At 66.3% G+C, this 12,748-nt stretch carries 15 protein-coding genes; 8 read left to right on the top strand and 7 right to left on the bottom strand.

Annotated elements, in window-relative coordinates; translation table 11 throughout:
• Window positions 1–22 precede the first annotated feature (22 nt).
• Both IPM80_07835 and IPM80_07830 read right to left on the bottom strand, forming a co-directional pair.
• Window positions 23–751, bottom strand: coding sequence for a class III cytochrome C family protein (locus IPM80_07835; protein ID MBK8958336.1), 729 nt, complete (start codon window positions 749–751; stop codon window positions 23–25).
• On the bottom strand, window positions 748–1,314 hold the full coding sequence (locus IPM80_07830; GenBank protein ID MBK8958335.1) for a hypothetical protein: 567 nt from the start codon (window positions 1,312–1,314) through the stop codon (window positions 748–750). Before IPM80_07830 ends, IPM80_07835 begins: the two co-directional genes overlap by 4 nt.
• A 347-nt stretch (window positions 1,315–1,661) precedes the next feature.
• On the opposite strand from IPM80_07830, the gene IPM80_07825 reads away from it, so the two are divergent.
• A complete protein-coding gene (locus IPM80_07825) occupies window positions 1,662–2,063 on the top strand; it encodes a hemerythrin domain-containing protein (protein ID MBK8958334.1) in 402 nt (133 codons plus the stop codon).
• Between the two features lie 10 nt (window positions 2,064–2,073).
• Here IPM80_07825 and IPM80_07820 read toward each other — a convergent pair whose 3' ends face one another.
• The 4 genes from IPM80_07820 to IPM80_07805 form a co-directional block, all read right to left on the bottom strand.
• Window positions 2,074–2,691 (bottom strand): ATP-dependent helicase, encoded by a 618-nt coding sequence (locus IPM80_07820; GenBank protein MBK8958333.1) that lies wholly within the window; start codon window positions 2,689–2,691, stop codon window positions 2,074–2,076.
• A complete protein-coding gene (locus IPM80_07815) occupies window positions 2,688–4,148 on the bottom strand; it encodes an ATP-dependent helicase (GenBank protein MBK8958332.1) in 1,461 nt (486 codons plus the stop codon). Before IPM80_07815 ends, IPM80_07820 begins: the two co-directional genes overlap by 4 nt.
• Entirely contained in the window at window positions 4,145–4,744 is a 600-nt protein-coding gene (lexA, locus tag IPM80_07810; protein ID MBK8958331.1) for a repressor LexA, read from the bottom strand. Before lexA ends, IPM80_07815 begins: the two co-directional genes overlap by 4 nt.
• Before the next feature lie 571 nt (window positions 4,745–5,315).
• Window positions 5,316–6,134, bottom strand: coding sequence for an alpha/beta hydrolase (locus IPM80_07805; GenBank protein ID MBK8958330.1), 819 nt, complete (start codon window positions 6,132–6,134; stop codon window positions 5,316–5,318).
• Between the two features lie 114 nt (window positions 6,135–6,248).
• Between IPM80_07805 and IPM80_07800 the strand changes: the two genes are divergently transcribed.
• From IPM80_07800 to IPM80_07770, 7 genes are all read left to right on the top strand, one after another.
• Window positions 6,249–7,427 carry an acetyl-CoA C-acyltransferase gene (locus IPM80_07800; GenBank protein MBK8958329.1) on the top strand — a complete coding sequence of 393 codons (1,179 nt, stop codon included), beginning with the start codon at window positions 6,249–6,251 and terminating at the stop codon, window positions 7,425–7,427.
• Window positions 7,428–7,711: 284 nt separating this feature from the next.
• Window positions 7,712–7,855 carry a hypothetical protein gene (locus IPM80_07795; protein ID MBK8958328.1) on the top strand — a complete coding sequence of 48 codons (144 nt, stop codon included), beginning with the start codon at window positions 7,712–7,714 and terminating at the stop codon, window positions 7,853–7,855.
• 33 nt (window positions 7,856–7,888) lie between these two features.
• Complete coding sequence (locus tag IPM80_07790; GenBank protein ID MBK8958327.1) at window positions 7,889–8,089, top strand: hypothetical protein; 201 nt, start codon at window positions 7,889–7,891, stop codon at window positions 8,087–8,089.
• A gap of 108 nt (window positions 8,090–8,197) precedes the next feature.
• Window positions 8,198–8,719 (top strand): cupin domain-containing protein, encoded by a 522-nt coding sequence (locus IPM80_07785; GenBank protein MBK8958326.1) that lies wholly within the window; start codon window positions 8,198–8,200, stop codon window positions 8,717–8,719.
• Between the two features lie 190 nt (window positions 8,720–8,909).
• Window positions 8,910–9,374, top strand: a complete 465-nt coding sequence (locus IPM80_07780) for a glutathione S-transferase family protein (protein ID MBK8958325.1) — start codon at window positions 8,910–8,912, stop codon at window positions 9,372–9,374.
• 19 nt (window positions 9,375–9,393) lie between these two features.
• Window positions 9,394–10,500: a glutathione S-transferase gene (locus IPM80_07775; GenBank protein ID MBK8958324.1), complete on the top strand. Its 1,107-nt coding sequence runs from the start codon at window positions 9,394–9,396 to the stop codon at window positions 10,498–10,500.
• Between the two features lie 22 nt (window positions 10,501–10,522).
• Window positions 10,523–11,377 carry a DMT family transporter gene (locus IPM80_07770; GenBank protein MBK8958323.1) on the top strand — a complete coding sequence of 285 codons (855 nt, stop codon included), beginning with the start codon at window positions 10,523–10,525 and terminating at the stop codon, window positions 11,375–11,377.
• A 3-nt stretch (window positions 11,378–11,380) separates the two neighbouring features.
• Here the strand turns inward: IPM80_07770 and IPM80_07765 are convergent, their stop codons facing one another.
• On the bottom strand, window positions 11,381–12,631 hold the full coding sequence (locus IPM80_07765) for an MFS transporter (GenBank protein ID MBK8958322.1): 1,251 nt from the start codon (window positions 12,629–12,631) through the stop codon (window positions 11,381–11,383).
• Window positions 12,632–12,748: the final 117 nt, after the last annotated feature.

The raw sequence follows: 12,748 nt of genomic DNA, 5'->3' as shown, positions 1-12,748 counted from the left end.
TCGCGAGCGGCGCGCCGCCGGTTCAGTCGCGCGCTGGCCGCGCGCGCGGCTTCTTGCGCGCATGGCTTTCGCGCGAGTCCGGATGGCAAGCCGCGCAGTCTTCGATATCGGTGATGCCTTCTTCGCGATGTTCGGCCAGCACGTCGTCCCGCTCGTGGGCATGGCAGCCAAAGCAGGTGTAGCGCGTGAAGTCGTTGTCGACATGACAGCGATCGCAGGCCTTGTCATGGTGGCGGTCGAGCTTGAAGTACTTGTCATGATCGAAACTCGCCGGTTTCCACTGGCTGTCGACATGGCAATGGGCGCAGCCGCCGTCCATCCTCGCATGCAGTTTGTCGGACGGCGCGGTATGACAGGTTTCGCACTGCTCGCGTATTTTCGGTTCGAGCAGGGCATGGGCGAACGCCGGAGCATGGCGATGACTCAAGGGCGGCAGGCGGTGCGCGCCATGGCAGGCCATGCAGTCGCTGTCCAGCAGCGAGGCATGGAAGGCGGTGCGCTTCTTGTCGTCAACGATGGCGACGCCGCGCGAAGTGCGCACGCCAATCTCGTCCAGCGCATGGCATGCGATACAACGTTCGGCACTGGCGCCACGCAGGGGCGCATGGCAGGCGAAGCAGTCGCTTTCGAGATCCTCGTGCCCGGCCTGCAGCGGCCCGGGCGACACCATGAACTGCGGATAGACGAACACCAGCGTCATCAGCACCACGAGATTGACTGCGACCAGGACGAAACTCCAGCGTCGCATCAGTGCCAGTCCCAGTACAGGAAGATGGCGAGGATGTGGGCCAGCGCCAGCACCGCGAAAGCCAGCGCGATGGGGAAGTGCACCTCGCGCCAGCGTCGCACCAGGTCGAGGGTCAGGCTGTCCCAGTGCACCTGTTGTTCGATGAGATCGTCCGACAAACCCTCGGCGCGCAGTTGCTGGCGGGTGGCTTCCAGTCGCCGGCGCGCACGCGCCAGCAGGAACTTGCCGGTCAGTCCGCTGGTGACGTTGATCATCATGGCGCCGACCGCCAGCCAGCCCAAAAGGCCATTGAAATGGATGCCGGCGTGCACCAGCACCAGCAGCGCGCCGCTCCACGCCAGCCGTTCATGCAGGCGCAGCAAGGTCATGGGATGGCCGCGCCGGATGATCCTGCGCTTGCGCAGCGAATAGCCGAAAGAGGCGATGATCAGCAGTGTGCCGGCGATGCCGAGGTAGCGTCCGATCCACACGCGGTGATACCAATGCAGCACAGCGTCGACGACGATTGCCGCCAGCACCAGGCCCAGCAGCGCGAGTGCGAAGGGCACGACTTCCTGGCTGAACAGGCTGGGGTGTTCATGGCTGCCATCGGTCACGGCGGGCGCGGCGGCCGGCAAGCGGTTGCGCCACCACAGCACCAGCACGCCGATGGTGAGCTGTACGGCCAGCGCCAGCGTCAGCCAGCCGAACAGCGCGGTCTCAGTCACCTCGGGAGATCTCGTCATGCATGATGGACAAGGCTACGGCTCGACATCGAATACACCTGCGACTCTGGCATCGCCCGTGGCCGCGGTAAAGCGCCGGCGCCTTCGACGCGTGAGCGGCTTGATTTCGATCATGCGCGGCGCGGCGACAGTGCTCGCCGCCGCGGTCTATAGTGACGGCAGGGTCGAGATTGCATGTTGAGCAAGCGATGAAACGTAGCGAGGCACTCACACCGCTCGCGCGCGAGCATCACGGCGCGCTGGTGCTGGCGCGGCGCCTGCAGCGCGCGTCACCCGACGATGCCGGGCTGTTGGCGGACCTGCGTGTCGCATGGTCGACCCTGCTCGAGCCGCATTTCCGGTGCGAGGAGCAAGGCCTGTTGCCGGCGCTGCGCGCCGCCGGCGAGCTGCAGCTGGTCGAGCGCACCTTGGCCGAGCATCAACAGCTACGCAGCTTGATGGAGGATATCGAGGCCGGCGACCGCGCGGCTCAGCGCCGCTTCGGCGAACTGCTCCATGAGCACGTGCGTTTCGAAGACCGCCAGTTGTTCGAACGGGCCGAGGCGCTTTACGCCGAGCACGAACTCGCGCGCCTCGTGCAGGCGCCGTGAGGCGTCGTTGTCAGCGCCACATGGCGCGCGCGCGCTGCTTGAGATCGACGCGACGGTCGTCACGCAGGCCGCCATGGCCCTCGACGCGGCTGCGCCAGTGGCCGCTGTCCAAGGTCGCCAGCACCGGCTCGGTGAGAAAGCGGCTCTTGGTGCCGTACACGTGGCGGTCACCGAACTTCGGCTGCTGCACCACGAAATACTTGAAGGGATTGACCAGCACCAGCTTGTTCTTGGCGCGCGTCAGCGCGACATAGGCGAGGCGCCGCTCTTCCTCGAGCTTCTTGTCGTCGCCGGCGGCGAACTCGTTGGGAAAGCTGCCGTCGCTGAAGTGCTGCACGTAGACGGTGTCCCACTCCTGGCCCTTGGCCGAGTGCACGGTGGACAGCACCAGGTAGTCTTCATCGATGTGCGGCGCGCCGGACAGGTCGCCACTGGCGCTCGGCGGGTCCAGCGTCAGCTCGGTGAGGAAGGCACGGCGCGACGCGTAATCGTTGGCGAGCTCGAGTAACTGTTCGAGATCGCCTTCGCGTGGGAAGGCGTGGTCGTAGCGGCGTTCCAGGTGCGGTTGGTACCAGGCCACCACCTGCTCGAGCTGGCCCGGCCACGGCGCATGGCGGAGCGCGCTCATGAGAGCGCCTCGGTCGCTGTCCATGCGGCGCGCGTGCCGGGCGAAATGCCGGCCACCGCGCCCAGCGCCGCGAAGTCACCATGCCGCGCCTGCAGTTGATCGCAGGCCTTGCGCGCCGTTGCCGGGCCGATGCCGTCCAGCAATTGCAGGACGCGGAACGCGGCGAGCGCGTTGCGCGGATTTTCAGCCCAGTTCAGCACCGACAGCACGTCTTTCACGTGCGCCGCTTCCATGAACTTCAAGCCGCCGTATTTCACGTAGGGAATGTCGCGCTTGCCGAGTTCGACTTCGAGCCTGAGCGTATGGCGGCTGTTACGGAACAGCACCGCCTGGTGCCACAGGCGCACGCCCTGTTCGCGACGTTCGAGGATCTGCTCGCACAAGTACTGCGCTTCTTCCTGTTCGTCCTCGACCGTCACCAGCTGCGGACGGTGACCGCCGCCGCGCGCGGCACGCAGCGCCTTCTGATAACTGCGGCTCGCTTCGGCCATGAGCGTGTTGGAGGTGTCGAGGATCTCCTGGGTGGAGCGGTAGTTGTCCTCCAGCTTCAGCACCGCGGCGCCCGGGTAGTGATCGGGAAAATCGAGAATGTTGTCGACGTCCGCCGCGCGGAAGCCATAGATTGACTGCGCGTCGTCACCGACCACCGTGAGGCCCGCGCCATCCGGCCGCAGGCGCCGGATGATGTCGGCCTGCAGGCGGTTGGTGTCCTGGTATTCGTCGACCAGGATGTGATCGAAATGGCTGCCGATATCGGCGGCGACGCCTGCGTCCTCGACCAGGTAGTACCAGTAGAGCAGCAGGTCATCGTAGTCGAGTGTCTGTTGCTCGAGCTTGCGCTCGACGTAGGCGGCGAACAAGGCTTTCAGTTCGTCATGCCACTGCGCGAAATGCGGAAATGACGAAGCGAGCGTGGTCTCGAGACTGCATTGCGCGTTGACGGTGCGCGAGTAGATGTCGAGACAGGTGCTCTTCTGCGGAAAGCGGTCGCGACTCTTGTGGTAGCCGAGCGCCTGGCGCTCGACGTCCAGCATGTCGGCGGCGTCGCCGCGGTCGAGCACGCTGAACGATTCCGCGAGGCCGATGCTGTGGTGGTAATGGCGCAGCAGCCGCGCGCCGATGGCGTGAAAGGTGCCGGCCCAGTCGATGAAGGACGGCGCGCCGATGCGCTCGTTGTCATGCCGCGCTTTCATGACCGCCGCCACGGTCTGCTGCGAGCGTTGACTCATTTCACGCGCCGCCATGCGCGTGAAAGTCAGGAGCAGGATGCGATCGGGCGACACGCCGTTCAGGCACAGGTGCGCGACGCGATGGGCGAGGGTGGTGGTCTTGCCGGTGCCGGCGCCGGCAATCACCAGCAGCGGTGCGCTTTGCCACGGGCCGTTGCCCGCGCGATGGCCAAAGGTGGCGGCGGCGCGCTGCGCGGCATTGAGCTTGGCGAAGGGATCGGTGCTCATAGGGCGCGCCTTACTTCGAACACGCGGCCCAGGATGCGGAACTCGCCGTCGCCGGCCGCGGGTTCGATATCGGCGTAATCGGGATTGGCCGCTTCCAGCACGATGCGGCGCCCGAGCTTGCGCAGGGTCTTGATGGTCGCTTCATCCCCGACCAGCGCCACCACGATGTCGCCGTTGGCGACGCGCGCGTCGCGATCCACCAGCACGATGTCGCCGTCGTGGATCTCGCGGCCGGCCATGCTTTCGCCCGTCACGCGCAGGGCGAAGCTGCGCGTGGCGCGTTCGGCGCGCACCGGCACGTAGCCTTCGATGTTTTCCAGTGCCTGGTGCAGGGCGCCGGCGTGCACGCGCCCGAGTATCGGCACCATGCCCGGCACGAAGCCGCCGGGCACGCGGTAGCCGCGGTCGCGGCCGCTTTCCTGTGCGAGTTCGCCGGCCTCGACCAGCGCGTCTAGATGCTCGCGCACGGTGGCGGTGGAGCGAAATCCGAAATGCTCCTGCACCTCGCGCACCGACGGCGGTGCGCCGACCAGGATGCGGGTCAGGACGAAGTCGCGCAGTCGCGCGCGGGTCTCACCGGGTGGGGTCTTGGGCATACCGCCATTTTTACCACACGATCGGGCGGCATGGCACGCGCCCGCCTCAGGCCATATCCGGCATGCGACCCCGCCGCCGGGGACCGGCGGCAGCGAGCATGCGCTGGTGGATGGCGTCGTCGTGCTTCATGGCGGGTCTCTCGATGTTTGCACAGACAATGCTCTCCGCTTTCGAATGTCAGGCTGAAGCCTGACCCACAATGCATGTCATGGCCTGCCCAATGTCAGGCTGAAGCCTGGCCTACAATGCATGTCATGGCCTGCCCAATGTCAGGCTGAAGCCTGGCCCACAATGCATGTCATGGCCTGCCCAATGTCAGGCTGAAGCCTGGCCCACAATGCATGCCATGACGCTCCGCGCCCCCCGCCCGCGTGGCCCACTGTCGCCAGCGCCACCCTGCCGGCCTCAGCCTGCCCAATGTCGGGCCGAAGCCTGGCCCAGATGGCATGTCATGGCTTGCCCAATGTCGGCGGAAGCCGCGGCTGCCGCGTGAACTGGTCGCATGGCGTCATGCATCGCTTGTGGGTTGGTCAGACTTCAGTCTGACATTCATCGGCGCCTGAACCCACTTCAACTTCGCGACACCTGCGCCGCCACGAAAGCGCCTACGGCAGCCGACACCGCGCGCGGATTGTCGATGAACGGCCAATGGCCGCTGTCTTCCAGGTAGACGATGTCGGCGCGCGGGAAGGTCTCGCGCTGCTGCTCGGCGAAGCGCCACGGCACGTAGGGGTCGCATTGGCCCCATAGCACCAGGCACGGGATGTCGTGCGGGCGCAGTGCATCGTGCACGGCGCCGGCCGATTCATCGAGTGCGTCGGTGGCGCGATACAGCTTCAATACCGCGCGCCGCGTGGCGCGGTCGTAATTGCGCCAGGTGCGCTCGACGAAGTCTGGCGGCAGGCCGCGCGGATTGCCGTGCTTGAGGCTGAGGCGAAAGCCCCAGCGTGTGGTGCTGGCCTGCACCAGTTCGCCGAGCAGCGGCGTGCGCCACAGGCGCGCCATGTAATGCCAGCGATAGCCGCGCATGATGCCGATGTTGATGAGGGTGAGGCTGGCGACCTGCGCGGCATGGGCGGCGGCCCAGGCCAGTCCCCAGGGGCCGCCGAAGTCGTGCAGCACCAGGTGTACGCGCGTCACGCCCAGACTGCGCAGCAGGGCGTCGAGGTGCGCGGCGTAGCCCGCCACCGTGTAATTGAAATCCGCCGGTTTGTCGGCCGTGCCGAAGCCCGGCAGGTCGGGCGCGAGGCAGCGCGCGAGGGGCGCGATATCGGCCATCAGCGGCAGCCAGTCGTCGCCGCTGCCGGGATTGCCGTGCACCAGCAACACCGCCTCGTGCGCATTGCCGCCACTGTCGTGGCAGGGCGTGCGGATGCCGTCGATGCGCAGTTGATGCTGTTCCACCTCGCGTCCTCCCCGGCCAGCGGATGATCCGCCCGGTCGGATCTAATACCATGCGGCCAAACAGTAATATCCCATGCACTTTCCCGAGAGGACACCACCATGACCGAGGCCGTAATCGTTTCCACCGCGCGCACCCCGCTGTGCAAGAGCTGGCGTGGCGCTTTCAACATGACCCATGGCGCGACCATGGGCGGCGCCGTCGCCAAGGCCGCGCTGGAACGGGCCGGCGTCGAAGCCGCCGAAGTCGAAGACGTGATCATGGGCTGCGCCAATCCCGAAGGCGCGACCGGCTGGAACATCGCGCGCCAGGTCGCGCTGCGTGCCGGCATGCCGGTCAGCGTGTCGGGCATGACCGTCAATCGCTTCTGCTCGTCGGGCCTGCAGACCGTGGCGCTGGCCGCGCAGCGCATCCTGACCGGCGAGGGCGACATCTTCGTCGCCGGCGGCGTCGAGTCCATTTCCTGCGTGCAGAACGAAATGAACCAGCACATGTTCGTCGAGGACTGGCTGAAGGAGCACAAGCCGGCCGTCTACATGCCGATGCTGCAGACCGCCGAGAACGTCGCCAAGCGTTACAAGATCTCGCGTGAAGACCAGGACCGTTTCGGTGTGCAGAGCCAGCAGCGTGCTTTTGCCGCGCGCGAAGCGGGCAAGTTCAACGATGAAATCATTCCGATGACGGTGACCATGAAAGTGGTCGACAAGAACACCGGCGCCGAGACCTTCCGTGAAGTCACCGCTTCCCAGGACGAAGGCATCCGCGGCGACACCACCTATGAAGGCGTGTCACAGATCCGCCCGGCCGTCGAAGGCGGCGTGATCGCGGCCGGCAATGCCAGCCAGTTCTCCGACGGCGCCTCGGTGCAGGTGGTGATGAGCGATACCCAGGCGGCCAAGCGCGGTTTGAATCCGCTCGGCATCTTCCGCGGTTTCGCGGTCGCCGGTTGCGAGCCCGACGAGATGGGCATCGGCCCGGTCTACGCGGTGCCGAAACTCTTGAAGCGCACCGGCCTCAAGGTCGACGACATCGGCCTGTGGGAACTCAACGAAGCGTTTGCCGTGCAGGTCATCTACTGCCGCGACAAGCTCGGCATCCCCGGCGACCGTTTGAACGTCAACGGCGGTGCGATCGCGGTCGGCCATCCGTTCGGCATGAGCGGCAGCCGCCTCATCGGTCATGCGCTCATCGAAGGCAAGCGTCGCGGCGTCAAGCACGTGGTGGTGACCATGTGCATCGGCGGCGGCATGGGCGCGGCCGGCCTGTTCGAAGTCTGCTGAGACTGTCTCGACACCGGCGGCAGCGCGCCGCCGGTGTCGGATGTTCTCTCGTTGTAGGTGCGAATTCATTCGCACATCCCACCAGCTTCGAAATACCTCTGAACGAGCAAGCAAAGTGCGAATGAATTCGCACCTACAATGATGTCCTGTAAACGTTGAGGACATGGTCATGAACACCGCCATCGTCATGGGCGCGGGCCGGGCCCGCCCGCCCGCCCCCGCCGCCGGGGGCCGCATCCAGGCCCGCCGGATCGTGGCGCCATCAACGGCGAGAGTCCCCCGCCATGCCGGAGTACGCGGCCAAGCTCGGTGACGAGGGCATGATCTCGATAGACGCGCTGGTCGATGCCTATGCCTTTCTCTATCGCCAGCCGCGCCACGGTTGGAGCTTCGAATTCGACGTCCGGACCGCGCGGGAATCGTGGTAGGCTCGCGGCAGCGTCACCGCCGAGGAGAACCCAATGAAAGCCGCATCCGTGCTCATGCTGGCAAGTCTGTGTCTCGCGCTCAGCGCCTGCTTCGACAACGATCATCCGCCGCAAGGCGCCGGTGGCCTGGCCGCCGAGGTCAAGCAACCGCTGGACAAGGCGGCGGCGGTCAACCAGGTGGTCGAAGACCAGGACGCCGCGCAACGCAAGGCCATGGACGAACAGGGACGCTGAATTCACCGGGTGCGGCAGCCGCCGACCGCGCCTCTTTCGACACCCATCGTGCGCACCGCGCGCGATGGCGGCGGACAGGCAATCATTCACCCAGCCAGGAGAATCACCATGGCCCTGCCCCAGCAGATCGCACCGCTCAACTCCGAACTCATGGACACGCTGGTGCAAGCCAGCAAGACCGAATGGATGCCGCAGCCCTTCGACCCCGAACGTTCCTTCGTCAAGATCCTGTGGACCGGCTCGGAAACCGGTGGCTGGGCAGTGCTGTTGAAATGGAAGAAGGGCTTCGTCGCGCCCCAGCACAAGCACCTGTCGGCGTCCCATACCTTCATCCTGAGCGGCAAGCTCAAGGTGCGCGATGGCGTCCTCAATGCCGGCGATTACATCTACGAACCGAACGGCATGCTGCACGGCGCGACCACCGCGCTGGAAGACACCGAGTACCTGTTCATCAGCAACGGCGCGGTGCTGTTCTTCGATGAGGAGCGCGGGTTTACTTCCTACTTGAGCTGGGAAGAACTGCGCCGCATGGAAGCGGCCTGCAAAGCCAAGGGCAAGGCCCGCGCCAAGACGCCGGCCAAGGCCAAGGCCGCGACCAAGCCCAAGGCTCGCGCCAAGGCCAGCGCCTGAAACACCGGGGATAGCGCGACCATGAAGCTCTACTGGTTCCAGGTCGCGCCCAATCCGACCAAGGTGCGTTTGTACATCGCCGAGAAAATCGCCGGCGGCGCGGCCATCGAACTCGAAGGCGTGGTGGTGAAGCTGCCCGAAGGGCGAACAGCATGCGCCGGCGCACCGCGCGCGCAATCCCTTCGAGTCCTTGCCGGTACTGGAACTCGACGACGGCACCTGCCTCGTCGAGTCGCTCAGCATCATCGACTACTTGGAAGAAATGTATCCGCTGCCGCCGATGTGGGGCTTGGAACCCCGCGAGCGTGCGCTCGCGCGCCAGGCGGAACGCATCGTCGAGCAGCGACTCTTGAATCCCTTGATTGCCTACGTGCACGCCACCCGTTCGCCGACCGGCAGGCCGGCCAACGAACACGTGGCCCAGTGGGCATGTTCGGAATGGCCGGCGGCGCTGCTGTACCTCGATGACATGCTGGCCGATGGCCGCCCGTTCCTGCTGGGTGAGAATGTCAGCGTGGCCGATTGCACGCTGGCCGCCACCTTGCAGTTCGCCCGATTCAACGAGACCGATTTGCTCCAGGGATTGGACGCGTTGGCCCGCTGGGACAACCAGTACCGCGAACGCCCTGTGGCACGCATGGTGTTGTCGCTTTAACGGCCCGCAAGGAGGCGTCATGGCTGGCTACGTCCTGTACGGCGTGGAGGCGTCCTACTACGCGGCCAAGATCCGCGCCGCGCTCAGCTACAAGCGTCTGCCCTTCGAGGAAGTGCAGGCCTCGCGCGCGGTATACAAGGACGTGATCCTGCCGCGCGTCGGCTGGCCGGTGTTGCCGGTGCTGGTCACACCCGACGATGTCACGGTGCAGGACACCTCGGACATGTGCGACCTCATCGACGCACGTCATCCGGTGCCGCCGCTGCTGCCGCCGGCCGGCGGCGCGCGCGTGCTGAGTTTCCTGCTCGAATTCCTGGGCGACGAATGGCTGAAACTGCCGGCCATGCACTATCGCTGGAACTACAACTACGATTTTGCCGTCGCCGAGTTCGGCTACAACAACGACCCGCTTTATTCGCGTGAGGAGCAGTTGCGCATCGGCGCGAAGATCGCGCGGCAATTCCACGGCTGGCTGCCGCCGCTGGGCGTGTTGCCCGACAGCTATGCCACCGTCGAACAGGACTATCTCGCTTTCCTGCAGCTGCTGGACAGCCATTTCGCCGAGCACCCCTACCTGCTCGGCAGCGCGCCGACCTTGGGTGACTTCGCATTCTTCGGGCCCCTGTATGCGCACCTGTTTCGCGATCCCGCCGCGGGCGAGGTGATGAGCGCGCGTGCGCCGCGCGTGGTGGCGTGGATCGGGCGCCTGCGCGCCGGCGCGCCGGACGCGCAGCCCCTCACCGAGCCGATGACCATTCCGGTCAGCCTGTGGCGCATCGTCAAACTGCTGTGCCGTGACTTCGTACCCATGCTGGTCGGTGAGATGGCCGGCGTGCAGCGTTTCCTCGCACAGCATCCGCGCGACCAGGAAGTGCCGCGTCATTGCGGCACGCAGCGCATCGTGCTCGGACGCGAAACGCCGCTCGAAGTGACGGTGCCGCGCGCACTGTTCAGCTACGACCAGTGGATGTTGCAGCGGGTGCAGGATGCCTGGCAGGGCTTGTCGGCGCCACAGCGTCGCGACCTGCGCAGCATGTTCGCCAATGTCGGCGCCGAGGCGCTGCTGGACATCGCGGTGCCGCTGCGCCTGGAACGCCGTCACTTCCGCTTGATGCGCGCCGCCTGATGGCCCGTTCAATTTCGCGGCGCTGGCGCCGGCCCTGTTCGTGTTCCTGTGGTCCACCGGTTTCATCGGCGCGCGCTATGGACTGCCGCACGCCGAGCCGCATACCTTTCTCGCCATCCGTTTCGTGATCGTGATCGCGATGCTGGCGCTGGTGGCGCGCTGGCGCGGCGCGGCCTGGCCGCGCGAGCCGCGCGTCTATGTGCATCTCGCGGTCAGCGGCGTGCTCATGCACAGCACCTATCTCGGCGGTGTATTCAGCGCCATTCACGGCGGTTTGAATGCGGGCCTCGCGGCCCTGATCGTCGGCACGCAGCCGCTCATCACCGCCGCCGTGGTCGGGCCGCTGTTCGGCGAGCGCCTGCATGGCCGGCAATGGCTGGGCTTCGTGCTGGGCTTCGTCGGACTGACGCTGGTGCTGTCGAAATCCTTCGCGCGTGGCGAGCTGCCGGCGTCCGCGGCGCTGTGCGCGGTGGTGGGTCTCGCCGGCATCACCATCGGTACGCTCTACCAGAAGCGCTACGTGGTGAATGTCGACCTGTGGAGCGGCTCGCTGGTGCAGTTCTGTGCCGCGCTGGTGCCGACCGCGGCGCTGGCGTTCGCGGTCGAGCAGCGCGCGGTGGAGTGGACGCCGTCGTTCGTGTTCGCCCTCGCCTGGCTGTGCGTGGTGTTGTCGCTGGGCGCCATCGGCGTGTTGTGGACGCTCATCCAGCGCGGCGCGGCGGCACGTGTCGCCAGCCTGTTCTACCTGGTGCCGCCGGCCACCGCCTTCGAAGCCTGGCTGTTGTTCGGCGAGACCATGCTGGTGACGCAGATGGTCGGCATAGCCTTGACCGCGCTCGGCGTGGCGATGATCAATCGCGCCCCGTCACGGCGCTGATGCTCATGCGCGTGCGGCCGTAGGCCGGCGCTTCGACACCGCGAACCAGAAGCCGGCCGCGCCACACAAGGCCACCGCCAACACGCTCCACTGCATGGCATGCACGCTGCCGGTGGCGCTCCACACCGCGGCCGTGAGCAAGGGCGCGAGTGCGGTCATGACCAGCATCGGTGTGCCGATCAGGCCCATGGTGCGGCCCAGGTGCTCGTGCCCCAACCACGCGCCGGGCGCGACCCCGCGCAGGATGGTGGTGATGCCATTGCCCATGCCGAAGGTCACCGCGAACAGCGCCAGCGCCGGCAGACCGGGCGGCGCGAGAATGAGGATCAGCAGCGAGATCGGAATCAGCGTGGTGGTGATGGCGCCGAGCACGCGCAGATCGGCGCGCTCGCCGAGCCACATCATGGCGATGCGGCCGGCGACCTGGCTCGGCCCGATGAGCGCCACCGCCACCAGCAGGGTGGTGGTCGGCACGCCCAGTGCTTTCTGCGACGGCACCAGCTGGAACACCAGGCCCGCGCCGGTCACCGAGTAAGCGGTGAACCACACCACCAGGCCCCACAGCACGGGATCGCGCAGACGACTGCGCATCACGGCCCGCGCGTCGTCGTCGTCGCTGGCACGCGTGGCATGTGGAACACGGTCCAGCGGCGTGCTCGGCACGAACCACCAGTGGATCGGCAGGCACACCAGCAGATGCATGGCCGCCAGCATGATCAGCACCTGTCGCCACGCGAAATGGCCGAGCAGCGTTTCGATCAACGGGATGCCGAAGGTACTCGCGAACCCCGCTATCAAGGTCAGCGTGCTGACGGCGCGCCGCGCGTCGCTGGTGAAATGACGGCCCAGCACCATGAAGGCCGGCTCGTACAGGATCGCAGCCAGACACGCACCGAGCAGCAACCACACCACGTACAGGCCCGTGATGCTCGTGATCTGCGACCACGCCAGCAGCAATAGCGCCGTGCCCAATGAGCCGCAGGCCATGAGCCCGCGGCCACCGTAGCGGTCGATCCAGGCGCCCGCGCCGTAGGTGCACAGCCCCGACACCAGCAAGCCCGCGCTCAGTGCACCGTTCAGGGCCTCGAGCGACCAACCGAACTCTTTCTGCATCGGTACCACGAACAGCGGAAAACCGTAGTACAGCGTGCCCCATGACACCACCTGCGCCACGCCTAGCGCCCAGATGAGCGGGCCGTGACGATGCCGCCAGGGGTTTGGAGCCGTCGCGGCACGCGACACTGAAACGCTCATGCGCTGCACGCCTTGCACATCGCCGAGGTGTTCGGCGGGCAGGGCGCGACGCAAATCTGGAACACGAATTTCTTGAGGACCAATCGCGGAACCCTGTCACAAAGAATGAATTTCGCG

This window comes from Pseudomonadota bacterium, from assembly GCA_016719885.1.
GTDB lineage: Bacteria > Pseudomonadota > Gammaproteobacteria.
The sequence above is the reverse complement of the archived record's forward strand: the minus strand, read 5'-3'. Positions and strand labels throughout refer to the sequence as shown.